Origin of the sequence: Rhodococcus sp. C3V, from assembly GCF_029269915.1 — a bacterium.
GTDB lineage: Bacteria > Actinomycetota > Actinomycetes > Mycobacteriales > Mycobacteriaceae > Rhodococcus_F > Rhodococcus_F qingshengii.
In genome coordinates this window covers 99,785-125,516 of sequence record NZ_JARJBE010000003.1, presented here as the reverse complement: position 1 = coordinate 125,516, position 25,732 = coordinate 99,785, and the positions used below count along the sequence as shown (strand labels likewise).

Genomic DNA, 25,732 nt, shown 5'->3' with positions numbered 1-25,732 from the left:
CGCCCTGTGGACCGCCGACGCTTCCTCAGTGCCCTCGCAGCAGCAACTCTGACCGGAACCGCCGCGGTGACCATGGGAACCGCTTGTTCGTCACGTTCGGTCGGCACTGCTGTCGCCGCAGCCGACGAACCAGCAGATGCCGTGCCCGGCGCGGATCTCCCGCCTGCGTTGTTGCCGCCTCCACCGCCGTCTGCCCGGGTGCCGCTGCCCGCCGGCGGATCGCTGACCGCACTGCCCGGTGGTGGAGATCTGCTCGCCCTGACGGTTGACGACGGGGCCAGTTCCGAAGTCGTGCGTCTCTACACACAGTTCGCAAAAGACACCGGCATCCGTTTGACGTACTTCGCGAACGGGCAATACAACTCGTGGACCGAAAATGCCGGACTTCTGAGGCCGCTGGTCGAGAGCGGACAAATTCAGCTCGGCAATCACACCTTCTCGCACCCGGATCTGACGTCCGTGTCGAAGCAGCAGATCGCCGAGGAGTTGACGAAGAACGGCACGTTCCTGCGCAACACTTACGGCGTGGATGCCGCGCCGTACTTTCGACCGCCGTACGGAAGGCACAACGCAACAGTCGATTCCGTGGCAGCGAGCGTCGGATACACCGTGCCCACCCTCTGGTACGGATCACTGTCGGATTCTTCGTTGATCACCGAGGAGTACATCCTCCAGATGGCGAACCAGTACTTCAATCCGGGGGCGATAGTGATCGGGCACCTCAACTATGTGCCCGTGACCCACGTGTATCCGCAATTGGTGGACATCATCCGGAGCCGAAACCTGCGGACTGTCACGCTCAACGATGTGTATCTGAGGCCGTGACGCCGTGGTGACCGCCGCCGAAGACGAGGTCCCGGCCGACAACACGGCTCCGTCGGTGAAACAACGCACCGAGGCCTGGCTGCTCGCGGACATCACCGAGGAGCCCGCCGGACATCTTGGGCCACACCGCATGGCGCCGAAGAAGGAGAAGCGCCACCCGTGGTGGAAGGTGATGTGCCTGACGGGTGTCGATTACTTCTCCACTCTCGGTTACCAACCCGGTATCGCGGCACTGGCGGCCGGCACGTTGGCTCCGATCGCGACAGTCGTACTGATCCTGCTGACGCTGTTCGGTGCGCTGCCGGTCTACCGGCGAGTGGCTCGCGAGAGTCCGCACGGCGAAGGTTCGATCGCCATGCTCGAGAAGCTGCTGCCCAAGTGGCGCGGCAAGATCTTCGTTCTCGTGCTTCTCGGCTTCGCGGCCACCGATTTCCTCATCACCATGACACTCTCGGCTGCCGACGCCACGGCGCACCTCGTCGAGAATCCTTTTGCACCAACATTTCTCTCCGGACACACAGTCGCCGTCACCCTGGTTCTGCTCGCGCTCCTCGCTGCGGTCTTCCTCCGCGGATTCACCGAAGCGATCGGTATCGCGGTCGGATTGGTCGCCGTCTATCTCGCCTTGAACGTGGTGGTCATCTCCGTAGGTCTGTGGCACATCGCGACCGCGCCGTCGTTGGTCACCGACTGGACGCGCGCCATGACCACCGAGCACGGAAACCCGGCGATGATGATCCTGATCGCGCTGATCGTCTTCCCGAAGTTGGCTCTCGGTCTGTCCGGCTTCGAAACCGGCGTCGCGGTCATGCCGCAGATCAAGGGCGATCCGCACGACACCGAACAGAATCCACGTGGCCGCATCAAAGGTGCGCGGCGCCTGCTCACCACGGCGGCGCTGATCATGAGCGGATTCCTGCTGACGTCGAGCCTGGTCACCACCATCCTGATCCCAGAAAACGAGTTCCAACCCGGAGGCGCTGCCAACGGTCGCGCGCTTGCCTTTCTCGCCCACGACTATCTGGGTGAGATCTTCGGAACCGTCTACGATCTCAGCACGATTCTGATCCTCTGGTTTGCCGGTGCATCGGCAATGGCAGGGTTGCTCAATCTTGTTCCGAGGTATCTCCCCCGCTACGGCATGGCGCCGTCGTGGGCCCGCGCCGTGCGTCCGCTGGTCCTCGTGTTCAGCGTCATCGCCATCACTGTCACGATCTACTTCGACGCCGGTGTCGACGCTCAGAGTTCCGCGTACGCAACCGGTGTCCTCGTGCTCATCTCGTCGGCGACCGTCGCCGTTGCACTGTCCGCTCGTAAGCACGGTCAGCGAAAACTGTTCGTGGGGTTCAGTTTTGTCGCAGTTTTGTTCGTCTACACGACGATCGCGAACATCTTCGAACGTCCAGACGGTGTGAAAGTGGCGTCGTTCTTCATCGCCGCGATCATGGTGGTGTCCTTCCTTTCCCGGATCTCGCGAGCCTTCGAACTACGGGCAACCTCCGTCGAATTCGACGAGACCGCGCTGCAATTCATCGCCGAGGCAGCCGAGAAGGGTTACCTCGCGATGGTGGCGCACGACGTCGACCGTCTCGACGAGGACGAGTATCGGCAGAAGGAATCGCAGCAGCGCGCCGAAAGCAACATCCCGGAGGCGGAGTCGATCATCTTCATCGAGGTCAACGTCACGGACTCCTCCGAATTCAGCACCGACCTCCTCGTCCACGGACGCCAGCGCGGTGAGCACCGGATCCTCTGGGTCGACAGCCCTGCCGTCCCCAACACCATTGCGGCGGTTCTCCTGCGGACGAGAGACATCACCGGCGTGATTCCCGACGTCTACTTCGAGTGGACGGAGGGAAACCCGCTCATGTACCTGCTCCGCTTCCTGTTCATCGGTGAAGGCGAAACAGCTCCCGTGACCCGTGAGGTCCTCCGCCGCGCCGAACCCGACCAGTCCCGCCGGCCACACGTCCACGTCGGTTGACGCCCACTCCCACTAACCGCTCACAAGCCCGCTCGCGATTGCTGTCGAACATCGCTGCATCCAGGGCTGTGGTGGCCGAGGTGGCGGGCGACCAATGCGGGCGCGATGGTGAGGGGCGTCGTTCGTCATGGCGACCTTCCATTCGTGTCTGGGGGCCAATCTCGGTCCCCTTCATGGATTTCGCCTTCTGACAACGGAAATTGCACCGGCAAGAGGGACTGGCGTGCAACTGGTGAGCGAAAAGTCTGTCCGCACGCGCGAGTGCAGATTGAAAGGCCTTTCGACCCGCAGGTGGACGGGACGATGCGACGGAGATCGAGAATGACCGCGACATACAATCGCGATCAGAGCGAAGCTCCAGGCCGAGATTCCGGCGCCGCTGTGATGGAGGGGTCAGGATGTTCGGTTGGAAAAAGAAGCGCAACGATTCAAAGATGACGCTCGACGATGTGATGTCGAAGCTCAGGCCTGACCTGAGTCGGGAATCACTCGGCGTCGGACCCGACTTTCCGGGCGTCGCCCCGAACCCGCTCATGAGCAGTGATGCACGCAAGCGCAATGCGGAACTGCGGACGGGGGTGCTTGCGCTCGGCGTTCTCGTCGACTGGCGGGAGGTCAACAGCAATCCACGCGTGGTCCTGATGTTCGACGTGGAGACCTCCGACGGCATCTTGTTCCGCGGTATCGCAGACGAAGACCTCACGATCACCGAGCTGACACGACTCGCCCCAGGACAGACGTTGCCCGTGCGCTACCGGCCGGCCGTCATGGACCACTACGTCGCCCTTGCCCGGGACGCGGACGCCGCCCACGTTCAGCAGCTCTCCGACGAGATCGCGACCCGCAAGCGGACCTGACCCGAAGCCTTGGCCGGATCCTAGGTCGCCGGCACTCCGATGATGGCGTCGGCGGTCACACGCATGTCGATCACGACGAGACTGGTTGGTAGACGCATTCTCTCGGTTGAAAATAATATGTAGACCGGTCTATTGTTGGCTCATGGCATCCAAAGGAGACCTGACAAGGGCACGGCTCGCAGAATCCATGCTCGAGCTCATCCAGACCAGCGGCTACAGCGGCACGGGCCTGAACGCCGTGATCGAACACGCCGCAGCTCCGAAAGGGTCGATCTACTTCCACTTCCCCGACGGGAAGGAAGGCCTGGGCGTCGCAGCGATTGAGCTCGCCACGAAGGCATTCGGGACGCTGATTGCAGAGGCCGCGATTTCCCGGGTCGATGCGGCCGAGGCAGCACGCGCCGCGATCGAGGCCCTGACGACCATCGTCAGCGAGAGCAACTTCCGGCGGGGTTGCCCGGTCTCTGTCGTCACCCTGGAGATGGGCGCGGAGAACGAGCGTCTGCGGCAGGCGTGCGCCGCTGCCTTTGAGTCGTGGATCGCCCTGACAACCGCGTTTCTCGAGGCCAGCGGCGTTGTCCCCGACGAGGCCCGATCCCTGGCGACCGTTGTTGTGTCGACGATCGAGGGGGCGGTCATCGTCTCTCGCGCTACGCAAAACACGCAACCCCTGATTTCGGCCGCTGACATCGTTGCGGAGCTCATCAACCAGCGCTGCCAGACCGTTGGCGGAACGCGATGACTCCACGCGACGTCTCCCGTCACGCCCTGGTCTTCGGGGCCTCAGGTCTGGTCGGTCGGCACCTCGTCCTGACCCTCGCCGAGGCTGGTACGAACGTCACGGCGGCAGTTCGGACCGCCGAGTCCGGGGCCCGTGTCGAGCGATGGGTCAGAGAGCATGGCCTGACGCGGAGCATCAGCACGACGATCGTCGACTTCGACGCTCCTGAAATCGTCGCGGGTGGCCCATCGGCGTTCCCTTTCATCACAGAGATCCACAACTGCGCCGGGTCCTACCGATTCGGAATGACCGCCCAGGAGGCACGCAGCGCGAACGTCGGCATCGTCGAGAAGCTGATCGACTTCGCCAAGGACCTCCCCAACCTGCAGCGCGTGATCCACGTGTCGGGCTACCGCGTCGGCGGACAAGACCCCACAACGGTTCCATGGCCCGACGATCACCGCACCGCGGTTTACAAGGACCTTGGCGCCTACGAAGCGTCAAAAGTGGAATCCGACGCAATCTTCCAGGCCCGAGCCCTCAAGCACGGAGTTCCCTGGACCATTGTCAATCCGTCCAGCGTGATCGGCGACAGCGCCACCGGGGAATCCGACCAGCACATCGGGCTGGCCAGCACAGTCGAGCAGATTTGGAACGGCACCGCAGCAGCGTTGCCTGGAAACGAATCGACGTTTCTCCCGATCGTCACGGTCGACTATCTGGCGGCCTTCATGACGGCAGCTGCGGTCGATCCCGCTGCTGAGGGCATGGCCTACTGGGTTCTCCACGACGACACCCCACCGCTAGCGGACCTGCTCACACACGTCGGTCGGCATCTCGGTGCGAAGGTCCCGCGGGTCAGGATTCCGATCGGCGTCATCAAGCGGCTCCCGCAGCAGATCACCAAGGCCGATCCCGAGACCCTCACCTTCATGTCCGCCGACCGCTATCCGACAGAGTCCGCCGTCGAGTTCGCCGACAGACACGGGATCCTGATGCCCGACGTGCTGGTGTCCCTCGAACGGTGGGCCGACTACCTGGCAGCGCATCGGTTTGGTGCCGTCATGTCCGCCGACCGTCGATTCGTCGACGTCGGCGGCCTGAGGACATTTGAGCTCGGCGTACGAGGATCGAGTCGGGTGATTCTTCCCGGCATGCCCGTGAACGCGGACACGTGGGCAGAGGTAGCTGCCGGCATCGAGGGCCGGGTCGTCGACTTGCCCGGCCTCGGCCTCAGTAGCGGGGCCGGCGTTCAGGACTGGGATGAGTGGCTGCCGGCGGTAGTAGCTGGTGAACCTGCTGACCTCGTCGGCCACTCCATCGGTGCGGCTGCTGCAGTAGTTGCGGCTGACCGGTTCCCGGCGCAGGTGAAGTCCCTCACGTTGATCGCACCGTTCTTCCTCCAGGCCCCGATGGGTTCCTCGGCCAGACTGAAGCCGCTCGTACGCGCCTACTTGCGACACGCAGACCCGGCACGGCTCTCACGCAAACTGACCGGATCAGAAGCGAGCGCGGATTCTCTCGTTTCCAGTCTCAGTGACCTCGAGCGAAGCAGTTCCAAGAGCGTGGCCGAGCATCTCGCCCGTGCGGGATCGAAGCGGTGGCGTGCTGAACTCCACGAAGCGCTTAGGCGATTCAGTGGCCCGGTCCGCATCATCACAGGAAGCAAAGACCCAATCGACCCGGCCGCGGTTGCGCAGCTCGAGTCACTTCCGAACATCAAACTGATCTCGCTGCCGGGTGCCGGGCACCATCCGCAACTAACCCATACCGATGCTCTCGTCGATCTGCTCGAGGGATCGCTCGCGTGACATAGACGCCTGCGGTTTCAGCAGCTGACAGAGATACGGGCATCCAATCTGTAGCTGGCCAGTCTGTCGGTGACCATCACACTCAGCACAACTCCAGTCCTTTGAGCAGTCGACGTAAGAGCTTCATGGCTGCCGAAGTGTTCACCAGGGCGTCAGTAAAACTGCGTTCCGCTGGAGCTCGCATGGAGTCACCTAGGAGAGCGCTATCCGCCATTCCCACGGCAATGGAAGCCACCGAATCCCACCCCAGCAATCATCTGAAGCCTCCTCGAATGCGTTGTTGCTCCGGATCAGTGACAACCGGGGAGGTCGACGGGCCGTGCAGTATTCGAATCGCGCAGTGTTCCTTCACTTCAATTGCAACGGAGGGGAGCGTTGAGTGGCTCGAGGCCGCATCACCGGAACCCGATACGAGTAGCGAGGCAACATGATCGGCGGGGCCGGCGCTGCTGCTTCGAGGGTGCCCGCCGCGAGCCTGGTGAGCAATACCCCATCGCCGACGGCATCAACCTCGTCGGCATCAGGCGGGTCCTCGAACTCGAGGACAGCACCGCAGCACTACGCCGCGACAACGCGCAAACAACAGTGAAATCCGCACAGCCAGAAGGACACACCGCACAGTAAGGACCACCGCCATGGAAAACGACCGCGTACCCGCAGCCGTCGACGCGACACCCGACGCCGACTACATCGAACAATCAATACCCGTCGTCCAGGACGAAAACCTCTGAGTGAGTCACGGCACCTCATGGAGAGTTCGCCGTTCACACACCAACGGCGCAGATAAACCGTGGAAGATCGTGACGTCTACGAGCTACTTCCGAGGCCGCGAGCGCTTGCGTCGCCCCACAAAAAGAATCGCCGAGCTACTTGCGTTCGAATGGCGTAGCCGCGAGGACGGTTACGTGAAATTCCGGTTTCCCTGCCACCGCCATTCGGACTCACATGTTCAACGTCCCCACATCACTACGCCCCTTCCGTCGAGCCGGCCACGCCCGAACTGCCTTCCGCCCGGAGAAAACCGCCAACGCTCCCGTCACCAATGACAGCGAACTGCTCAAAGCCACGATCAGCGTCGGACTCGATCCGACCAAGTGACCACTCGAACCCCGCCACAACCTGACCGTCTGCCCCACAGCGTATTCGTGCGCGCTGGAGCACTCGACGAACGATTCGATGTGGTCCACCTCGTCCTGCGCCCATCCCACCGTATAGGTGCGCGGATGCACACAACGGCCCAGCGTGGCACCGTCCTCCACGTCCAGCACCCTCGCTTCGACAGCAGGACCCATACCACCGGAGATCGACTGCACAGCAATGCTGAACGTCACCACCGCGCAGATGAGTGCTGCCAGAGCAAGTATCGACAATGCGGCGACGATCCACATCCCCCTCCGCTCGCCCACCGTATCCACCCTCGACCTCATAGATTCTTGATATGACATCTACGGCCCGATACAAAATCGAGCCAACCGCGAACTCGCGCGGAGCCTCCACGACTGCCAGCGAACGAGACACACTCCCGGCCCATTGCAGGGGCCGACGCCGAGAGCCTCAAACGAGAGCCGACCCTGTCAAGCCGCTGGTCGCCTTTCGGAGACGGCGGGATCGCCAACCGATCTCCGTGAAGTTGCATCAGACGCAACGTTGATTGGCCTCTTTTCGGGACAGATTGCTCGCCATCTCCTGTGGTCATCGGCGCCCGGTTGAGTCGGCTTCGTCAGCGAACCTTGTCGGGTGGAGACCGTGTCGGTCAGCTCGTTACGCCGCGTTAAGAACCTGAAAACTCGGGGAGCAAACCTTCCTTTCCCAGGTGAAGCAGTGAATTATCGATATGGTCGCGCATCTGGTTACCGCGCGGCATGTCGAGCGCGCCTGAAAGCACAACGGGCCGGGAGGTCACATGCTGCTACATCAATCGATCGGGTTGGAGCGCTTCAACGAACTACCGCGGCAGAAGGCGGTTCACGCATTGTTCGAGTGCTGCTGCTCGCTGACGTGGGCCGGGTGGGTCAGCGACGGACGTCCGTTCGCCGATCACGCGGAGATCCTCTCGCGCGCCGAGGACGCGATTCTCAACCTCTCGGACGAGGACGTCGAACGCGCCCTGCAATGCCATCCACCCGTAGGCGTGCGCAAGAACAGCGTGCCGTCCCACCTCGAGCAATGCTCGATCTGGGTTCCGGACGACGCCGTCATGGCAACCATCTATCGCGCCGGCGAGGACTACGAGCGGAACTTCGGCTTCCGGTATCTGTGGTGTTCGCACGGCCACGACGCCGACGACCTGCTCGAGAACATCGGCCAGCGCATGTCCAACGAACGGTCCGTCGAGCGCAAGGTCTGCGTCGACGAGCTCGCCAAGATCACGCGGACGAGGATCGAGCGGATGCTGGGACCCGAGGACGGCTATCCCGAGTACTGAAAAGAAAAGCGGGTGCAGCGCTTTCGCGCCGCACCCGCTTTCATGCCCTGAATCGATCAGAGATCGAACTCGGCCGGAGAAATTCCGACTGCAAAACACATGTCGCGTACGACGCCGCGCTCGTGCTCGTCGAAGTTGCCGTCCGCGCCGCCGATGATGATGCCGATCTGGATGACCGCGCGGGCCTGATCCTGCTTCGACTTGAGCTTGGCGATGGTCGCGGTTGCCTCGACCTTGCCGAACTCGTAGTCCGAGGACAGCTTGCTGCAGTACCAGTCGAACTGCTCACGAAGCTCGTCCGGCGGGAAGACCGCGAGCGACTCGTTGCTCATGATCAGCGCGGCGGTCTTCTGACGCTCCGACGGATCGATCGAACCGTCTGCGGCGGCGATCAACGCGCACATTGCCATGCTCGCGTTCTTGAATTCCTTGTTCTGGAACTGGCTGGTCTTTGTCTTGAGCTGGCCGTTCATCTCCTGAGCCTTAGCCTTCAACTGATCCCAGAATGCCATGAGTCTCCTCGAGTATTGCCGCCACACACCGCGCGTGGTCGTACCACCACTCTGCCTGTGTGCTCGGCAATCCGCCATCGGCCGCTAGGTGCGGTCGAACACTGCCAGAATTCGCGACTCGGAGATCGGGTCGAGCACGTCCGGGGTGAAGTGCCATTGCGTGCGGGTCCACGGATCGTGAACCTCCGTCTGCCCTGCTGCCGAAAGATGTTGGCACCCCTCGGACAGCGCGGCGACGGATTCTTCCGCGAAGTTCGACTCGTCCTCTCCGACAATCAGTATCGACAAACCGATTGCCGGTCCGCGTTCGGCGAGGAACATGATGGTCTGTGCGTCTTCGGCGGAATATCCGTGCGGGAAATCGCTGAGGATCAACAGGCGCAGGGAACTCGGGCCATCTGCGACACCACTCATTCGCGCGAGTTCGCCCATGTCGACGGCCTCGGCCAGTGCCCGCAAGCGCGCCGAGATCTCGGTGTGAGCGGTGATGACCGGCCCCGCGAGCATCGGTGCCAGTCGGTCGGTCAGTGGCGTGAGCGAGCCGGTCAGGTCGACGACGTCGAGTAGCGGCATCGGGCCTGCTGCCATGACGCGCACGGTGACGGCACTGATCAGACCGAGCGCTGCTTTGCTCGACGTACTGTCCACCCAGATGGGCCGACGCAGTGGGAGCGGGACGCAGTAGGGAACGGTGAGCGTGCCGCGGTCCGGAGCCGACAGCTCACCCAGACGCATTCCGTCGCTGACGGCTGTGATCTGGGCCGGATCGGTTGTACCCGCCCAGGATACCGACTTCCACGACGCCATCGACCGTGGGAGCACGCCGTCGATCACGCCGAGTTCGTGCGCAAGCTGAGCGCTGTCGCGGGCGTGATTGTCCCGCGCGAGTGAGACGAGGTCGTCGTGACGCTTCTGTGCGGCATCGCGCGCCGCCACTCCCGCTGCCGAGTTCCGCAACGACGGATCTGCGACGGCTGCGGTCAGATCCTCGTCCAAACGGGCAAGCGCGTACTCGCTGCTGGAGACGAAGGAAGCGGCAGAACGCGAGGCGTCCTCGAAGATCATCCACGCACGCTCGAGGCCGCGGCCCACCTCCAACGGCTCCACGGCGGAGTCCCACGCGGGCGCAGCTGTCGGGCCTGGTTGTGCCGGCTCGTCGTCCACCTCGACGCCGTGCACCGAGATCAGTTCCGCCAGACCACCCGCATAGCCCTGCCCTACGGCCCGAATCTTCCAGGCACTGGACTTTCGGTACAGCTCCCAGCAGATGACCGCTGTCTCGGTACCTGCGGTGGGGATCGCGAATTCGGCCAGGACCGAACCGGATTGATCGCTCAGGGTGGCGGAGAGCCCGGCCGTGCGAAAGGCGCCCGCGGCCGTCGCTGCCGGATCCACGCTGACGATGCACAACACGGCCGCGGCATCGGGGTGAAGTCGATCGAGTTCCACCCGGATGCCGCTCTGGTCGAGTTGCACTCCAGCGGTGGATGGTTGGTTGTAGAACACGAAGTCCGCGGACGTCAATGCCCGCAGGTTCGCGTCCGCTACCAGCGCCGACACGTCGAACGGCGTCTGGCTCTCGGCTCGAAACGTCACCACGGGCGCCTGCAGCGGCGCGTTCTGTCCGGGAACAAAAGTCATACCCACAGCAGCGAACTATGCCATGACCGGGCTCTCTCGGTCAGCCTTGCAGGTCCGCCACCACTAGATCGGCGACCGCGGTCATCCCGGCGTCCGTGAAGTGCAAGCGCTGCGCCGTCGACTCCGAGAACAGGCCTTCGAACCAACGCTGATCTGCACTCGCACATGCGTCGTGCCCGCCGGCGATGCTCGCCGCCGCAATGTCGACAGTGCGCACACCGTGGGCGTGGGCGACCTCGTCGAACTTCGTGTTGTAGCGAGCGAAGTAGTCCATGAACCAGGATGCGTCGGCGTCTGAGAACGGAATGTTCGGCCAGCATCCGCGAGAGGAGATCATGCCGCCCTCACCGATCAGGTAGATGCGAGCGTTCGGCGCGCGCTGCGTGACCGCGGTCAGGATGCGATCCAATTCTCCGGCAGCCCGGTCGATTCCGGACTGGGCGACGGAATTCGCGAGCGGGTCGTACCGGCATCCACGATCGGTTCCTGGCCCCGGAGCGACGCACAGGGGGCCGAGGAAGATGCTGTTGGAGTCGTTGCCGCCGATCGAGATGGTGATCAGGTCGGTGTCCGGGTGAACGGCATCGAGTTGGACAGGCCAGTAGTTCGGAATCAGCTGTGGAGTGTCGATGATGTTCTCGGCGCGTGCCGCGCTGCAAGAGACGTCGGCGAACTCCGCGACCTCGAGTGCCCGAGAGATCTTGCCCGCGAAGTTCTCGTACGAACGCGAACAGGCGTCGGGGTAAATCGGTTCCAGCCTTGGGCCGGAGGCGCGGGAGTCACCGAGGGCGACGTACTTGATCCCGGTGCCGGATACACCTGACAGCGTTTCCGACTGCGGCACCGAAGCCTGCGCGATCCCGGTGCTCACGAGCGCCAGCACAACGCCTGCGACGGCCGCCGCCCGACCGAGAAGTTTCCCTCGAATGATCATCTACTGTGCCAAGTCCTCTCGCGCACGGCCGCTCGACTGACGGCTCGACATGCCGCATGAGGTTAACGCACAGAGGGGGAAACGATGTCCGGTTCGACGGACGGCGATCGAAATCACCTACCGCCGAACCGGATTCATCTCGACTATGCAGTCTCGACTCAAGCAGTGAGGAAACGGCCCAGCTGCGGCGCAGCTTCTCCTGCGTGCTTGGCCTGGATACCTTCACCGATGGCCTGCAGCTTCCATTCACCGTTCACGCGGTACACCTTTGCCATCACCATTCCGGTGAAAGCCATGCCGCCCTGGAGCGTGTATCGAGCGAGCTCGGAGTTGGTGGTGCTGTCCACGAGACGGCAGAAAGCGTTGGAGACCTGCTCGAACGTGTGTCCGCGGTACGAGGTCACGGTGAAGATCACGGTGGTCACGTGAGCCGGGACCCGCTGCAGATCGACGAGCATGACCTCGTCGTCGCCGTCTCCGTCGCCGGTCAGGTTGTCACCCATGTGACGGACCGAGCCGTCCTTGGACGTCAACTGACCGTAGTAGCAGACGTCGACGAGGTTGCCGTCGGCGTACAGGAGTGCCGAAGCGTCGAGGTCGACGTCGGCGGTACGGCTTCCGAACAGGCCGCTCTTCTTGATCGGATCCCAACCCAGACCCATCTGGATCATGGTGAGCGCGACGCCGCCCTCCTTGCGGAGTGTGACCTTCTGTCCCTTGGTCAGGCTGACGGGGCGTCCCTTGACCAGGCTCACCTCGGGCTGCTGGGCCGGCGGCTGGTTCTGCACGGGAGGCGCCGGGGGCGCCTGGTTGTACGTCGGCTGCTGGTTGTACGCAGGCTGTTGGTTGTAGGCAGGCTGCTGCGCCGGCGGGTAGGCCGGCGGCGTCGGTCCCTGGTTGTAGGCCGGCGGCTGGTTGTACGCGGGCGGGGCCGGCGGAACCGGCGGCGCGTTGTACGAAGGCTGCTGCTGCGGCGGCTGGTTGTACGCCGGCGGTGTAGGAGCGACGGACGAGGGCGGGGTGATCGGCGCCGGAGCCGCGACCGGAGTGGGAGGCGGCGGTGGTGCATCGTCGACGGACACACCATGATCGGTGACCAGCGCGGCAAATCCACCCGCGTACCCCTGGCCGACGGCGCGCACCTTCCATGCACCCTGGCGTCGGTACACCTCGAGCGCGATGACGATGGACTCGGTGGTGAGGCCGTCGATCACGTACTCGTACAACACGTTCCCGGCCGCATCGGAGACCCGAGCGGTCGGTGCAGCAGTGCGCCCGAAGTTCGACGAAGCGTCGTCGAGCGTGATGACGGCGCGAACCTGCTCGATATCGGCGGGTACGCCGGCGAGTGAGACTCGGAGTGAGGCAATGCCACCCGGGTTGGGTACCAATTGCACGCCGGGTCCGGTCGGCTGGTTGAAGAAGACGAAGTCGGCGTCGGAACGAACTTTTCCGTTGCTCGTCACGAGGAGTGCAGACAGGTCAGCGGCCGCAGCCAGCTGAACCGAGACAACTACATCCGAGACGTCCAGCGGGCCGTTCTGCCCTTTGGCAAGCGATACAGACAACTAAATCCCCTTCATAGAGAGCGTGTATTACCCGAGCGCGGAAGAGAACCACCGCAAGATCTCCGCGCTCGCTGCGATACCGGACCTTTCTGTCACAGTAACGGTCGGCCGTTGCCAATTCAGTTCTTCCAGCTCACCGTGCCTGGGCCTGATCGCGAAATCGGAGTATTCGAGCATGTCCGCATCCAATGCGCCGTCACCAGCCGAGATCACGACGGCGGACTGATCCAGATCACCCGACTCGACCAGTCTGCGGCGCACCTCTGCCAGCGCTCGTGACTTCGAGACCGCGTCGGGCATCGTGTAGATCTTGCGGCCTTGACGCGAGACGTTCCAGCCCCGCGTCACGCACCACCCATTCCATTCGATTTCGAAATCACTCGGCATCACGGCCAGATCGACGACCAGGTATGGAAACAGGTCGTCGGCAACACGAATGGAGCTGACCCAGCTCGAGTCGATCCGCGATTCCAGTTCCGCCTGAACCTGCGGCAACTCGGCGCCGGACTTACGGGTCGAACGGTCGATCTCGTTTCGCCAGTCGCGATCGGCTTCGCCGTCTACGAGGATGTTTCCGCCGTTGCTCGTGATCGCGTACTTCCACGGTCCGCCGGGAAGATCGATCCGCTGGAACTGCGCAATGGTCCTGGTCGTCGTCGGAATTACCGGAACCCGCGAGCTGAGCGCGGTCAGCAGTTCGATCGATTCGACGCTCATGTGCGAGAGCGGACCGCCGTTGTAGTACTCGACGCACAGCGGGCTCGGTGCCGAATCCAGGTCGGAGCCACTGGGATCGCCGCCGATCGCGGCCTGCGAATAGATCATCGTGCGATCCAGATCCGTGGCGATCAGGACCTGGGACGCAGCGGTGTCCACACGGCTCACGTGATGTCCTTGATCAGGCCGACACACGAGTAGGCGAGATCCGGGACGACCTCGACCGGGACCCCACGGGCCTGTGCCAACAACCGGATGTGTGCGTGCTCCGGGGCTTCGAGTTCGCGCACCAGAACCTTCCAGGGAAGCCGGCGCAGCAGCACCCTGGTTGTTTCTCCGACACCGGGTTTGACGAAGTTGACCGTCGTGATCCCGTACTCGGCCTGCACCTTCTCCACCGACTCCCAACCGGCCCAGGTCGGCGTCCGATCGGAATCGAGCACTGCAGCAAGAGAATCCGCTGCGTCGCCGCGAACCGAATCGAACTCGGCCGAGACCACGTCGAGCAACCTGTTGGAAACGTCGACGTCGGCGAGGTCGGCGTAGAACTTGGCGCCGTGGAAATCGCCGGGCCCGATGAGGGTGTCGTTGAGGACAGTTCGTGAGACCAAGCCGGACACCGTCGAATTGAGGCACGCCGACGCGATCAGGAAGTCGTCACGGGTCCCGTACGTTCGCACGCAGTGTCCGGGGTCGGCGAGAACAGCCAGATCGGAGTCGAACTTCGCTCCGCCTGCCTCGTGGTATTCCGTCAACGCTGCGTCGAGTTCGCGGGCGATGGCGCCTTTGCCCGTCCAGCCGTCGACGAAGACGACGTTCTCCGCGTCGTGATGGTGCGCAAGATAATCGAGTGCGACGGAATCGATTCCCTTGCCGCGGACGATGGACACCGCGTAGTGCGGCAGCGTCAATCCGCGGGTCTGCTGGGCCCAGCGGCGCATCAGAATCCCGATCGGTGTTCCGGCCCGGGCGAGTGAGACCAGCGTGATGTCACTCCCCCGCTCGGCCAGCACCAGGTCCATCACGGTCCCGACAGCGCGTGCCAGGCGAGGAGCGCTCTCGGCGAGCACCGTCTCGAACAGATCCCGGTACGCCTGATCGGGTTGGTACTCGATGGGAAGGGACTCCGCGTAGTGCGCCTCACCCGACTGAATGCGCTTCTCGCGCACGGAAACATCCGCTTCGAGATCCACATGCGAGAGATCCTTGAGCAGCCACTTCACTTCACCCGGCGAGTACGAACCGAAATCGGGTCCGACCAATGGTTCGTTCATGACGACTCTCCTGCTCTGGAATCTCGCAGCGCCGACGGATCGGCCCCGCGAACGGTGGCGACCAAGACGTCGGTGCCGGAGTTTCGCAGCACTTCGACCACTCCGTCCATCGCCGTCAACCGATCGGTGTCGGCCGGCTCGTCCACCACGAGCAATGCAACCGCGTCGACCGCCGCATCAGGCCACTGCGCGTTGTAGACGTATCGAGGCTCGTTTTCACCCAGTTCCGGTGCCGGAAAGGTGAACCCGCGGCGCAGCGGGTATCCCCGCACGTCGACGACATAGGCGGGTGAGCGAGTCGTGGTCTGGTACCGAACCGCTCGCCCAGAGCTTTCCAAGCCCGCCGCGATGCGCAGTGGCAGGTACATCAACTCCTCGTGACCGATCACGATCACAGCACGCGACGCGTCGATCGATGATCCGAGAAGCGACACCGCTGCCTCGACGGCTGACTCGAATGCCTCGGTGTCGCCGTCGAGAAATCCGTGCCGGCCACCGTCGGGGACGTGCGCGGGCCATGGCAGATCCAGGCGTGACAGCGTGCCGCGTCGGTCACCGACCGGATTGAGATCCGGAGCATCCAGAGCCGTGACACGCTCGGTCAGGCCGACGGGCAGGACGGTCGAACCCGAAGCGAGAGAGACGTAATCGATCCGCACGCCCAACTCCGCGGCCGCCGCCTCACTGGCGGCACGGTGTTCCTCGGTTCTCATGTCCACCAGCGAGGCCACGACGTAGCGGCTTCGCGGGCATTGCCCGTGCAGCGCCCGGATGGCATCGATCGCGGTGGCGCCCGTGGAGATCTCGTCGTCGACGAGGACCAGTGGCAGGTCGTTCTCGAACAGTTCGGCGGACGTCGGCTGCATCAGATGGCTCGTGGCGTGCGAGTGCCCCTCCTCGAACCCGGCGAGCGTCGTAGCACCGGGTACGTCTCGGCGCGTGGAGTGCAGGTAGCAGTGAGCGTGGAGGCGAGCTGCGACGCAGTGACCCAAACCTGTTGCAGTTTCGGCAAACCCGAGAACGACGACGTCCACACCGTCACCGAGGGTGGTTCGCACCAAGTCCCCGAGGTCGTCGGCAGCACCGATGACCACGGACGGCTCGGTGGGCACGTGCTTACCCAGCACGGTGGACACCAGCAGGTGCGCCCGGCGCGGATTCCGTCGAAGACCCGGGATCACCAGATCGGGCACCGAATGCCCGAGTGACGAATCACCGTGAACGAGGTCCAAGCCGAATTCTGCTGTAGCCCAGGGAACGTCCTTGGACTGGACAAGCTCTGTCATCGATCGACCAACGCCGTCAGCAACTCGACGAACGTGATTCCCTTGTTGGTCACACCGAACACGTGAGCTCGGAGCGCAGTCTGATGGGCCCAATTGCGGTGCGGCTTCATCTCGTTCATCTTGTTCCGGTAGCCGGACGCCTGAACTCCCCCGGCGTCGGCACCGAGAATGTCGAGGGCATCGTGATATTCCTCGTGCGTGACAGCGGACAGTGCATTGACCGCTGCGACGTGCGACGGGTGGATGACCGTCTTGCCCTGGATTCCGTTGGCTCGGTCCAGCGCGATCTCACGGAGCAGACCGTCGAGGTCGCGGCTGACGAGATGCTGACGGAACCGGACGGCGTCGTGTTCCTCGAACGGGGTGGCGCGCAGCATCGGCCGGAACATGCGTTCGTGATCGGCGAAGTACTCCCACACGGGCCCGGTGATGACAAAACCCGAACCGTCCGCGCGCCCGAGATAGTTGACGATGTCGGCGATGACGTCGACCACCACGCGCACGTCGTAGATGGTCAGATCGCGGTCACGACGGATGCCGAAAGTGCTGCACATGTCGGTGGCGCCGATGCGGACGGCAAGGATTCGATCGCGGTGTTGCGCGAGAATCCCACTGATGGTGCGCAATTCGAGATCGCGAGTATCGCGGTGCACAAGCGCGGGTGATTCGAGTACCGGCATCGCGTAGAGATGCTTGCCCAGCAACTCGGATGCGTCCGCGACGGCGTCGAGAAACACGGGGCCGGACTCGCTGCCGAACTTGGGGATTACGAACCCGGTGAGCGCGGCGCGCCCCTCGGTCAACGACGCGGCGACCTTGTGGATGTCCGCGACTTCACGAACCCGCACGAACAGCAGCATGCCGACGGCGTCGGTGGACGCGATCTTGTCGAGAGCTTCGACCGCGTTCGCTCGCGCCGATTCGACCTCGTGATCGGCGACGGCATCCTCGAGATCGAGCACCATCGAGCTGACGCCCTCGGACGCACGCTTGGACACGATGTCGGCCAACCCGGCCCGGGTGGCAGGAACGTAGAGAGTTGCACCCAGAGCAATCGCGAGCAGATCCCTCTCGTCGGAATCCGCGAACGATCGAGGCGCATGCAGGAACAGTTGCTCCCGCACGTCATCCTCGAGATGTTGAAAGTGCTGCATTTCTCTTCTCTCTGTAACCGCAATCAAGTCCATGAAACGACCCCCTGTGACAACGCGTCGGGCAACTCCGATCCCCCGATCGGCCCGACCATTCAGTTTTTGCCGGCTCGCGCCCGCATCTTCTCGACAACTTCGGTGATGAACGTCGATACCGAGTCCAGCTGTAATACATACGACCAGTAGTCCGGATGAGTTCCCGACAGTGACGCACTCGCTCGCTCGATCCTTGCTAGTTGAGCATCGAGTACAGAGCCCCACTCCGCCACCAACCCTTGGTTAACAGCGAACATCTGGGCGTCTTTCAGCCGGAAACGAACCTCACGTTCCTTTTGGCTCGGATCTGCCCGAACTGCACGCAGAGTAGCGAGACGGTCCGTCACGGCGTCGGCACACGCTTCGGCGTCGGCGAGGTGCACGCGGGCTTCGGCCATCAAAGCCAGTGCATGTTCGGGGTTTCCCGCAGCCAACGACTGCTTCGCTTCCTTGAGATCGATGTCGGCCTGATCGATATGCGCTCGGCTGCGACTGCTGTTGTCGACGAGGTCAGCAGAACTCGCGGCGTTGAACTCGCGCAGCAATGCGGAGTACGCCGGATCCAGGCGGTCCACTCGAGTGCGCACTGCCGACAACCTGGTCGAGACCGAGGAAATCGTCATCTCGGCACGGTGCTGGGTCGACGGGGCTTCTGCCAATGCTTCCTCGAGCGCCGATACCGCTTCGCGGACACTCTCGGCCCGCGTGCGGACTGCGTCGGCGCGACCGGATGAGCGCGCATTGTCGAGCGCTGCAACCGCGTCGTCGAGGTGTTCGGAGGCCGTCACCACCGACGGGTACTCGCGATAGCGCTGATCGGTGGCAGCCAGTTTTTCCCGGACGGCGTTCGCCAGGGTTCGGGCCTGCTGGCCGAGGACGGGAATGGCGGACATCGTGACCGTCGCCTGCTCGAGGTGCGCACGATGCCCGTTGTAGAAGGCGTCGACGCCCTTTGCCGCCTCGACGAGTTCGGCTACCGACTTTTCGAACGCCGCCCGAGCACCGTTCGGGTTCTGGTGGAGTACCTGATCGTTGCCATAGCGCTCGGATGTGTCGAGGTAATCCGACGCAGCCTGGAAGCACCGATCCCGAACGGGTTCCCACGCAGCGCGCAGCCCTCGCTCGGGGTACAGCTCGGCGGAAGCGTCGACTGCTGCCGACGCGATGGTCTGCCGCTTGTCCATGTCGAGGAACGCCGAAACCATGGCCGTCTGCGCCTCCCGCGCACGACTGACCGACTCCCCCACTCTTGCCCCCCGATTGAAGCGCTCCGACCATCTTCCCACCACGATTGAATCCTACGGGTCCAGCACTTCGCTTCTCGGTTCGTAATTCTGCTGTTACGGCGAACACACCGGAACTGCGGTTAGGGTGGTGGAGGTAAACACACTCCCAAGACGACTTCGCGTCGTAGTGGGCCTTGTCTCTCCTCTTGAAAGGACCCCTGAATGGGCGTCAGCTTGACCAAAGGCGGCAATGTCTCTCTCACGAAGGAGGCCCCGAACCTGACTGCAGTGGTCGTCGGCCTGGGCTGGGACGCACGTTCCACCACCGGAGCTGCTTTCGACCTCGACGCCAGCGCAATCGGCGCAGGCTCGAACAAGAAGGTCCTCTCCGACCAGCACTTCATCTTCTTCAACAACCTCCGTTCGCCCGACGGCTCGATCGAGCACAAGGGTGACAACACGGACGGCGAAGGCGAAGGCGACGACGAGCAGATCGACGTGAACCTCGCAGCGGTTCCCGCCGAGGTCGAGAGCGTTGTCTTCCCCGTCTCGATCTACGACGCAGAAGCTCGCTCGCAGTCCTTCGGCCAGGTCCGCAACGCGTACATCCGCGTCGTCGACAAGTCGAACGGCAACGAGCTCGCTCGTTACGACCTCTCCGAGGACGCTTCCACCGAGACCGCCATGGTCTTCGGTGAGCTGTACCGCAACGGTGCAGAGTGGAAGTTCCGCGCAATCGGCCAGGGCTACGCGTCCGGCCTCGCGGGCATCGCGCGCGATTACGGCGTCAACGTCTGATCTTCGCTCTCGACGAGCTGACTCGGGGAAGGTTCCGCAGTAGTCTGTGGAACCCTCCCCGTTTTCACGTTCGGATGCGGTGAGAGACCGCTTGCAGTAACCACTCTGCATTGACCAACTAGAAAGGGCCACGCTCCGTGGTACTGCGAATATTCGGTTTATCCATCGCAATTTCGATCCTCGCGATGATCGTTGCGTTCATCTACGGCGGACCCGAGGCACTGTTCCTCGTCATCATCCTGTCGATTCTGGAAATCTCGCTTTCCTTCGACAACGCCGTCATCAACGCCACTGTTCTGCAAAGAATGAGTGAATTCTGGCAGAAGATCTTCCTCACCATCGGCGTCATCATCGCCGTCTTCGGTATGCGTCTGGTGTTCCCGCTCGTGATCGTCTGGGCTGCATCCGGTCTCGGACCCGTAGCTGCACTCGACCTCGCACTGAACCCGCCTGCGGACGACGCCGCGTACTTCGCCAACGGCGAGCCGAGCTACGAAACCATCCTCACCGACGCTCACCCGCAGATCGCTGCCTTCGGTGGCATGTTCCTGCTGATGCTCTTCCTCGGATTCATCTTCGAAGAGCGTGAGATCACCTGGCTGTCCTGGCTGGAGAAGCCGCTCGCTCGCATCGGCAAGCTCGATCAGCTCTCCGTCGTCGTGGCCGGCATCGTCCTGGTACTGAGTGGTTCGTTCCTCGCCGCTGACGACAAGGTCTCCACCGTCATGATCTCGGGCGTTCTGGGCATGATCACCTACATCGCGGTCAACGGCTTGGGTGAACTGTTCAATCTGCCGGAAGAAGGCGAAGAGGAAGAAACCGCCAAGTCCGGCGGCCCCACGCAGCTCGCGAAAGCAACCGGCAAAGCCGGCTTCTTCCTGTTCCTCTACCTCGAGGTCCTCGACGCGTCCTTCTCCTTCGACGGCGTCATCGGCGCGTTCGCCATCACGGCAGACCCGATCATCATCGCCCTCGGCCTCGGCTTCGTCGGCGCGATGTTCGTCCGTTCCATCACGGTCTTCCTGGTCCGCAAGGGCACGCTCTCCGATTACGTCTACCTCGAGCACGGTGCGCACTGGGCCATCGGCGCTCTGGCCGTCATCTTGATGGTGTCCATCGGCGTTCACATCAACGAGATCATCACCGGCCTGGTCGGTGTCTTCTTGATCGGCGCTGCTTTCATCAGCAGCCTCATTCGCAACAAGCGAATCGCGAACGAAGATCCGAAGTTGGACGAGAACACTCCGGCAACTGTCTGACGTTCTTTTTCGAAACGCCCGCGACCAATTGGTCGCGGGCGTTTTGTTTGTTATGCCTCAATTGGAACTTTCTGCATTCACAGCCGCGCGCCAATTGTTCAGCCGCGCGCCAAATTCAGCCTGCGGGTGAACAATTGCCCTGCGGGTGCGAAGAACCTATTCGTAAGGGAAACCATGAACGAGATAGTCATAGAGCGCGCAACGGACGAGGACGCCGCGGAAATCCTTGTTCTACAACGCTGTTGCTGGGTTTCGGAAGCAATCTCCAACAACAGCATGGACATACCCCCGCTCCACGAGGACCTACCCACGGTCCGAGCCTGGGTTCAGGAGTCGACTGTCTGGACCGCACGACGCGGCGGCCGGCTCGTCGGGGCCGTGCGAGGAACCGCGGACGGAACCGCATGGCAGATCGGTCGCCTCATGGTGGCACCGGACTTGGCGGGCAACGGCCTCGGCCGACGCCTCTTGCAGCACGTGGAACAGAACGCTCCGGAGCACATCACACGTTTCGAGCTGTTCACCGGAAGCAGGAGCCTGCGGAACATTCGCCTGTACACCCGAGCGGGCTACTCCCAATTGCCGCCGGACCCCAGCCACATCCCCGGAGTCGTCTACCTGTCCAAGCCGAACGCCATCAACTCCGACTGAACGGCGATACTGACTTCTGTGGTGAACATTCGCGTCGCAGCGCAGACAGACTTGCCGTTCTTACGTGAGCACGACTCGCACGTCGCTGCCGAGGAACTCGCGTCAGTGGTCCAACGCGGCCGGATACTCATCGCCGAGGACAACGGTAATCCAATCGGATGGCTGCGCTGGGGCTTGTTCTGGGACGAGATTCCGTTCATGAACATGCTGACCGTCCTGTCTTCGAACCGCGGCCAAGGCATCGGGCGCGCTTTGGTCACAGATTGGGAAAAACGCATGAGCCGCGCGGGACACTCGCAGGTCCTCACCTCCACACTCGCCGACGAATCAGCCCAGAACTTCTATCGCGCAATGGGATATACCGACGCGGGAGTTCTGTTACTCCCAGGCGAGCCCTCCGAAATCTTCCTACGCCGAGACCTCGAGCCTGCGCCCGATCTGACCGATCCCCACATTACCCACGAGTAATATATGGTGGTCGTCACACCACGATCTCAGGGTGGGGCGTGGCACACCAATGTGGAGGACGAGTATGTCGTCAAGGGTCTTATCTCGCGCAGTTGTCGGAGTACTCGCGGTTGCACTGACAGGCGTCGGTGCACCGGCAGCACTCGCGCAGCCAGCCCTTGCCAAGTCCCCCGATGACGGTTTCTACAGCTACGACGGCGCGGCACCCCTCTCGTCGTACGCCCCGGGTGCGGTACTCGAGACTCGCACCGTGCCGTACACCGTGCTCAACATCCCGACCCCGATACAGGCAGTCCAGGTTCTCTACCGATCAACCGACGCCCTGGGACAGCCGTCCGCCAACGTCACCTCGATCCTGCGCCCGGCCAACGCCCAACCGAACAAAGTTGTTTCGTACCAGTCCTTTTACGATTCGCTGAACCCCGACGACAGCCCGTCGCGAGCCATCGCGGGTAACACCCCGATCGGCGACTGGACTCCCAGCGGACGCAACTTCAACATCGGCGGTACCTTCACGTCCATCGAGGCAGCCTTGTTCGGGCCGCTCTTCGCATTGGGCTACACGATCGTCGTCCCGGACACCGAGGGCCCGGATGCAAACTTCGCTGCCGGACCCGAATACGGGATGATGACGCTCGACGCTCTGCGTGCCGCCCGCGATGTCCCGGAAACCGGAATCACCGACGACGCAGAGATCGCGCTGATGGGTTACTCCGGCGGAGCGATCGCCACCAACTGGGCTTCGATCCTCGCTCCCGCGTATGCACCGGAGATCAACGACAACTTGATCGGCGCCGCGCAGGGCGGCGTGCTGGTCAATCCGGCCAACAACCTTCGCTACGCAAGCGGAAGCATCGGGTGGGGCGGCGTTGTCGGCATGGCAGTCGTCGGCGTTGCGCGTTCGTACGACATCGATTTCGGGAAGTATCTCAGCGACCGTGGACGCGACGTCATGGCTCGACTCGAAGACGCGTCCATCGGCAATGTGCTGGCACAGTATCCCGGACTGACCTGGCAGGATCTGGTCAAACCCGAGTACGCCGATCCCAATACGGTCCCCGAGTACGTCGATGTCGTGAACAAGATCAACATGGGCACCGCGGCGACACCGACCATTCCGATGTTCATCGCGCAGGCGGCCAACGGCACCATCGAGGGCACCCAACCCGGCGGCCCCGGTGTCGGAGCGGGAGACGGCGTGATGATCACGGGCGACGTCCGCACCCTCGCACGCAAGTACTGCGACGCCGGCCTGGCGATTCAGTACGACCAGTACGACACCATAAGCCACTTCCTCGGCGCCATGCTCTGGCTCCCCGGTGCGCTCGCCTGGGTCGACGACCGCTTGAACGGCAAGCCTGCACCGTCCAACTGCGCGAACATTGGACCGGGGAACTCACTTGCGCCGCAGGAACATGCGGCGCGCTAGCGAAGCGATCCCGCCAACAGATACCTTTGTCGTCCTGGTGCGCTATTGAACTCAACTGCATGGACCGCGTTATCGCAGGGCCCGTAAATCGCACTTAGAGTTCTGCGCCGACACGATATCCCTCTGCGACAGCGTGACTGATCCGACGGGGCGCGACGCAATCACCGATGACGCTGACGGACTCTCCGGCAACGAGACCAAGATTCGACATCGGAATCCGCGGTTTGTGCCAGACGGCCAACGCGTCGTAGATCGTTATGTCACCACCGCCGAACACGGGCCGCAGAATCAGTGGCAACGCGGAATCTTCCGGAACCACGAGTGTGTGGCAAATCTTGAACTCCACGCCGCCGTCACCGAGCCGGCCGAGAAGTGGGCCTGCACTCTCGGCCGGAATCCGCGAGACCAATGCAGAAAGCGGGGTGGCAAAGGTGACGTGCCAGCCCCGGCCGGCGAGCGCTTCGGCGGCGCTGTATGCGGGCCAGAATCCGTCACCCTCGTCGAATACCACTGCGCGTCGACTTGCCACCTCCGGTACTCGACCGGACAAGACGTCGTCGACCGTGGCTGCTGCTCGACCCGACAGTTCGATCGGTAGTTCGGCCGGCCGCGATCCGGTGGCCACGATGACGTGGTCAGCTGACGAGTGGATGTCGGCAAGGTCGTCGGCGTCGATTTCGGCACCGAGGTTGACATCGACTTTGAGCCGTTTGAGTTCTCGCCCAAGGTAATCGATGATATCGACCAAGGTGGCGCGATGCGGCGCAGCCGCGGCCACGCGGACAGCGCCGCCGAGAACGGTGTTCCGCTCGAACAGTGTGACACGGTGCCCGCGCCCTGCGGCGACGCGCGCTGCCTCGAGTCCGGCCGGCCCGCCGCCGATGACAAATACTTCCTTGGTGCGCGGGGAGACGACACCAACACCCGGATGCCGACCGCGCCCGACTTCGGCGTTGACCGCGCAATGGAGATGCGGGTCGAAGGCACGGCAATCCTGATTGATGCCGAGACAGCCACGGATCTCGTCGAGGCGGCCGGTCTGCGACTTGATGGGCAAGTCAGGATCGGCGATGAGCGCCCGTGCCATCCCCACCATGTCGACGTAACCGGACTTGATCGCGTGATCGGCGGTGGCGGCGTCGCGAATACGCTGGCCAACGAGAGTGGGAATTCCGGTGGCAGCTCGCACCTTTGACGCGGACGGAATTGCGACAGCGTCCTCGTTGGTGGAGTCCTTGACATATTTCCCGCGGGTGCCGTGCGTGATGGAGAAGTAATCGACCCCGAGTTCGGACATGTTTTCCGCGATGCGCACGCAGTCGTCGATCTGCATACCGCCGGGGATTTCCTCTTCACCGCTCAATCGCACGCCAAGAACGAATCCGGTCGGCATGACGGAGCGCATTGCTTCGATCACCAAACGAGGAAACCGCATTCGGTTCTCGAACGATCCACCGAAGCTGTCGGTTCGCTGGTTGGTCAACGGGGACATGAATTGAGCAGGCAGATAACCGTGCGCGGCATGGATTTCCGCGCCGTCTACGCCTGCCTTGACCAAATTCGCGGTCGAGATACGCCAGCCTTCGACGATATCCTCGATCTCGGCAATTGTGAGTTCGTGAGGCGGGTACGCATCGCGCGGTGTCTTTATCGGGGACGGGGCAGACGGCGGCGCATCCGATTCGCCGCCGATGAACTCGCGACCGAGGTGGCACAACTGACCGATGAACTTCGCACCATGGCGATGTATCACTTCAACTTTCGCGGCTGTGGCCGGAACGAATTCATCGATATATGCCTCGACGAGCTTCCGTGAGCGCAGCGTCGTGGTCGGGTGAACCACGGTTGCGCCACCGATGATCAGGCCCACTCCACCGGCCGCGAGCCGCTCGAAATGCTCGGTGTCCCCGCGTGTCGGCACACCGTTTGCGGCCATGCTCGTACCGGCAGGCAATGCCACCAATCGATTCTTCAGGGTCATCCCGCCGAGCGTGAACGGTGAAAATAGGTGGGGAAAATCGTTACCCATCAACGCTCTCTTTCCTTGGTCGCGCCCACTGACATGGCACTCCAAACTTTCCTGTATTGAATTCAGTTTAGCTGATCGAACCGGCACGGAACAGCCCTGCGATCATCCCTGTTGTGACCCGAGCCACATG

The 25,732-nt window shown here is 62.9% G+C and carries 22 protein-coding genes; 11 read left to right on the top strand and 11 right to left on the bottom strand.

Annotation, left to right across the window (positions count from 1 at the left end):
• The first annotated feature begins 6 nt into the window (after nucleotides 1–6).
• From P3G66_RS09510 to P3G66_RS09490, 5 genes are all read left to right on the top strand, one after another.
• Nucleotides 7–825: a polysaccharide deacetylase family protein gene (locus tag P3G66_RS09510; RefSeq protein WP_276116457.1), complete on the top strand. Its 819-nt coding sequence runs from the start codon at nucleotides 7–9 to the stop codon at nucleotides 823–825.
• A gap of 4 nt (nucleotides 826–829) precedes the next feature.
• A complete protein-coding gene (locus tag P3G66_RS09505; RefSeq protein WP_276116456.1) occupies nucleotides 830–2,809 on the top strand; it encodes an amino acid permease in 1,980 nt (659 codons plus the stop codon).
• 434 nt (nucleotides 2,810–3,243) lie between these two features.
• A complete protein-coding gene (locus tag P3G66_RS09500; RefSeq protein WP_228232423.1) occupies nucleotides 3,244–3,666 on the top strand; it encodes a hypothetical protein in 423 nt (140 codons plus the stop codon).
• A gap of 142 nt (nucleotides 3,667–3,808) precedes the next feature.
• Nucleotides 3,809–4,408 carry a TetR/AcrR family transcriptional regulator gene (locus P3G66_RS09495; RefSeq protein ID WP_039972767.1) on the top strand — a complete coding sequence of 200 codons (600 nt, stop codon included), beginning with the start codon at nucleotides 3,809–3,811 and terminating at the stop codon, nucleotides 4,406–4,408.
• Nucleotides 4,405–6,198, top strand: coding sequence for an alpha/beta fold hydrolase (locus P3G66_RS09490; RefSeq protein ID WP_276116455.1), 1,794 nt, complete (start codon nucleotides 4,405–4,407; stop codon nucleotides 6,196–6,198). The genes P3G66_RS09495 and P3G66_RS09490 overlap by 4 nt, the downstream gene beginning before the upstream one ends.
• Before the next feature lie 941 nt (nucleotides 6,199–7,139).
• Here P3G66_RS09490 and P3G66_RS09485 read toward each other — a convergent pair.
• Nucleotides 7,140–7,625: a hypothetical protein gene (locus P3G66_RS09485; protein ID WP_231782895.1), complete on the bottom strand. Its 486-nt coding sequence runs from the start codon at nucleotides 7,623–7,625 to the stop codon at nucleotides 7,140–7,142.
• Nucleotides 7,626–8,101: 476 nt separating this feature from the next.
• On the opposite strand from P3G66_RS09485, the gene P3G66_RS09480 reads away from it, so the two are divergent.
• The gene (locus P3G66_RS09480) at nucleotides 8,102–8,623 is read left to right on the top strand and encodes a 2-oxo-4-hydroxy-4-carboxy-5-ureidoimidazoline decarboxylase (protein ID WP_054781899.1); all 522 of its coding nucleotides are present in this window, start codon (nucleotides 8,102–8,104) and stop codon (nucleotides 8,621–8,623) included.
• Nucleotides 8,624–8,679: 56 nt separating this feature from the next.
• Here the strand turns inward: P3G66_RS09480 and P3G66_RS09475 are convergent, their stop codons facing one another.
• The 9 genes from P3G66_RS09475 to P3G66_RS09435 form a co-directional block, all read right to left on the bottom strand.
• Nucleotides 8,680–9,135 carry a TerB family tellurite resistance protein gene (locus P3G66_RS09475; RefSeq protein ID WP_003941110.1) on the bottom strand — a complete coding sequence of 152 codons (456 nt, stop codon included), beginning with the start codon at nucleotides 9,133–9,135 and terminating at the stop codon, nucleotides 8,680–8,682.
• 84 nt (nucleotides 9,136–9,219) lie between these two features.
• Nucleotides 9,220–10,776: a TerD family protein gene (locus P3G66_RS09470; protein WP_054781900.1), complete on the bottom strand. Its 1,557-nt coding sequence runs from the start codon at nucleotides 10,774–10,776 to the stop codon at nucleotides 9,220–9,222.
• A 40-nt stretch (nucleotides 10,777–10,816) separates the two neighbouring features.
• Nucleotides 10,817–11,710: an SGNH/GDSL hydrolase family protein gene (locus tag P3G66_RS09465; protein ID WP_276116454.1), complete on the bottom strand. Its 894-nt coding sequence runs from the start codon at nucleotides 11,708–11,710 to the stop codon at nucleotides 10,817–10,819.
• A 158-nt stretch (nucleotides 11,711–11,868) separates the two neighbouring features.
• Nucleotides 11,869–13,278, bottom strand: coding sequence for a TerD family protein (locus P3G66_RS09460; RefSeq protein WP_054187881.1), 1,410 nt, complete (start codon nucleotides 13,276–13,278; stop codon nucleotides 11,869–11,871).
• 27 nt (nucleotides 13,279–13,305) lie between these two features.
• Nucleotides 13,306–14,163 (bottom strand): haloacid dehalogenase, encoded by an 858-nt coding sequence (locus tag P3G66_RS09455; protein WP_042922713.1) that lies wholly within the window; start codon nucleotides 14,161–14,163, stop codon nucleotides 13,306–13,308.
• Nucleotides 14,160–15,269: a cysteine protease StiP family protein gene (locus P3G66_RS09450; protein WP_276116453.1), complete on the bottom strand. Its 1,110-nt coding sequence runs from the start codon at nucleotides 15,267–15,269 to the stop codon at nucleotides 14,160–14,162. Before P3G66_RS09450 ends, P3G66_RS09455 begins: the two co-directional genes overlap by 4 nt.
• The gene (locus P3G66_RS09445) at nucleotides 15,266–16,555 is read right to left on the bottom strand and encodes a phosphoribosyltransferase family protein (protein ID WP_276116452.1); all 1,290 of its coding nucleotides are present in this window, start codon (nucleotides 16,553–16,555) and stop codon (nucleotides 15,266–15,268) included. The genes P3G66_RS09450 and P3G66_RS09445 overlap by 4 nt, the downstream gene beginning before the upstream one ends.
• Nucleotides 16,552–17,709: an HpcH/HpaI aldolase/citrate lyase family protein gene (locus P3G66_RS09440; protein ID WP_037129307.1), complete on the bottom strand. Its 1,158-nt coding sequence runs from the start codon at nucleotides 17,707–17,709 to the stop codon at nucleotides 16,552–16,554. Before P3G66_RS09440 ends, P3G66_RS09445 begins: the two co-directional genes overlap by 4 nt.
• A 92-nt stretch (nucleotides 17,710–17,801) precedes the next feature.
• On the bottom strand, nucleotides 17,802–18,947 hold the full coding sequence (locus P3G66_RS09435; RefSeq protein ID WP_007727045.1) for a hypothetical protein: 1,146 nt from the start codon (nucleotides 18,945–18,947) through the stop codon (nucleotides 17,802–17,804).
• Nucleotides 18,948–19,190: 243 nt separating this feature from the next.
• On the opposite strand from P3G66_RS09435, the gene P3G66_RS09430 reads away from it, so the two are divergent.
• The 5 genes from P3G66_RS09430 to P3G66_RS09410 all read left to right on the top strand — a co-directional run bounded on the left by P3G66_RS09430 (nucleotide 19,191) and on the right by P3G66_RS09410 (nucleotide 23,573).
• Nucleotides 19,191–19,766 carry a TerD family protein gene (locus tag P3G66_RS09430; protein ID WP_003941199.1) on the top strand — a complete coding sequence of 192 codons (576 nt, stop codon included), beginning with the start codon at nucleotides 19,191–19,193 and terminating at the stop codon, nucleotides 19,764–19,766.
• A 137-nt stretch (nucleotides 19,767–19,903) separates the two neighbouring features.
• Nucleotides 19,904–21,025 carry a DUF475 domain-containing protein gene (locus P3G66_RS09425; RefSeq protein ID WP_046377871.1) on the top strand — a complete coding sequence of 374 codons (1,122 nt, stop codon included), beginning with the start codon at nucleotides 19,904–19,906 and terminating at the stop codon, nucleotides 21,023–21,025.
• 174 nt (nucleotides 21,026–21,199) lie between these two features.
• Nucleotides 21,200–21,676 carry a GNAT family N-acetyltransferase gene (locus P3G66_RS09420; RefSeq protein WP_042922718.1) on the top strand — a complete coding sequence of 159 codons (477 nt, stop codon included), beginning with the start codon at nucleotides 21,200–21,202 and terminating at the stop codon, nucleotides 21,674–21,676.
• Nucleotides 21,677–21,694: 18 nt separating this feature from the next.
• Nucleotides 21,695–22,144 carry a GNAT family N-acetyltransferase gene (locus P3G66_RS09415; protein WP_083197624.1) on the top strand — a complete coding sequence of 150 codons (450 nt, stop codon included), beginning with the start codon at nucleotides 21,695–21,697 and terminating at the stop codon, nucleotides 22,142–22,144.
• A gap of 64 nt (nucleotides 22,145–22,208) precedes the next feature.
• Nucleotides 22,209–23,573, top strand: a complete 1,365-nt coding sequence (locus P3G66_RS09410) for a lipase family protein (protein ID WP_276116451.1) — start codon at nucleotides 22,209–22,211, stop codon at nucleotides 23,571–23,573.
• 94 nt (nucleotides 23,574–23,667) lie between these two features.
• On the opposite strand, the gene P3G66_RS09405 is transcribed toward P3G66_RS09410, so the two are convergent.
• Nucleotides 23,668–25,602 (bottom strand): FAD-dependent oxidoreductase, encoded by a 1,935-nt coding sequence (locus tag P3G66_RS09405; RefSeq protein WP_276116450.1) that lies wholly within the window; start codon nucleotides 25,600–25,602, stop codon nucleotides 23,668–23,670.
• Nucleotides 25,603–25,732: the final 130 nt, after the last annotated feature.

What these genes read in the sequence shown, in the direction of transcription:
- P3G66_RS09500 (WP_228232423.1), top strand. Translation starts at nt 3,244, where the DNA reads ATGACGCTCGACGATGTGATGTCGAAGCTCAGGCCTGACCTGAGTCGG.
- P3G66_RS09495 (WP_039972767.1), top strand. Translation starts at nt 3,809, where the DNA reads ATGGCATCCAAAGGAGACCTGACAAGGGCACGGCTCGCAGAATCCATG.
- P3G66_RS09490 (WP_276116455.1), top strand. Translation starts at nt 4,405, where the DNA reads ATGACTCCACGCGACGTCTCCCGTCACGCCCTGGTCTTCGGGGCCTCA.
- P3G66_RS09485 (WP_231782895.1), bottom strand. Translation starts at nt 7,625, where the DNA reads ATGAGGTCGAGGGTGGATACGGTGGGCGAGCGGAGGGGGATGTGGATC.
- P3G66_RS09480 (WP_054781899.1), top strand. Translation starts at nt 8,102, where the DNA reads ATGCTGCTACATCAATCGATCGGGTTGGAGCGCTTCAACGAACTACCG.
- P3G66_RS09475 (WP_003941110.1), bottom strand. Translation starts at nt 9,135, where the DNA reads ATGGCATTCTGGGATCAGTTGAAGGCTAAGGCTCAGGAGATGAACGGC.
- P3G66_RS09470 (WP_054781900.1), bottom strand. Translation starts at nt 10,776, where the DNA reads ATGACTTTTGTTCCCGGACAGAACGCGCCGCTGCAGGCGCCCGTGGTG.
- P3G66_RS09465 (WP_276116454.1), bottom strand. Translation starts at nt 11,710, where the DNA reads ATGATCATTCGAGGGAAACTTCTCGGTCGGGCGGCGGCCGTCGCAGGC.
- P3G66_RS09450 (WP_276116453.1), bottom strand. Translation starts at nt 15,269, where the DNA reads ATGAACGAACCATTGGTCGGACCCGATTTCGGTTCGTACTCGCCGGGT.
- P3G66_RS09445 (WP_276116452.1), bottom strand. Translation starts at nt 16,555, where the DNA reads ATGACAGAGCTTGTCCAGTCCAAGGACGTTCCCTGGGCTACAGCAGAA.
- P3G66_RS09440 (WP_037129307.1), bottom strand. Translation starts at nt 17,709, where the DNA reads ATGCAGCACTTTCAACATCTCGAGGATGACGTGCGGGAGCAACTGTTC.
- P3G66_RS09435 (WP_007727045.1), bottom strand. Translation starts at nt 18,947, where the DNA reads ATGGTTTCGGCGTTCCTCGACATGGACAAGCGGCAGACCATCGCGTCG.
- P3G66_RS09430 (WP_003941199.1), top strand. Translation starts at nt 19,191, where the DNA reads ATGGGCGTCAGCTTGACCAAAGGCGGCAATGTCTCTCTCACGAAGGAG.
- P3G66_RS09420 (WP_042922718.1), top strand. Translation starts at nt 21,200, where the DNA reads ATGAACGAGATAGTCATAGAGCGCGCAACGGACGAGGACGCCGCGGAA.
- P3G66_RS09410 (WP_276116451.1), top strand. Translation starts at nt 22,209, where the DNA reads ATGTCGTCAAGGGTCTTATCTCGCGCAGTTGTCGGAGTACTCGCGGTT.
- P3G66_RS09405 (WP_276116450.1), bottom strand. Translation starts at nt 25,602, where the DNA reads ATGGGTAACGATTTTCCCCACCTATTTTCACCGTTCACGCTCGGCGGG.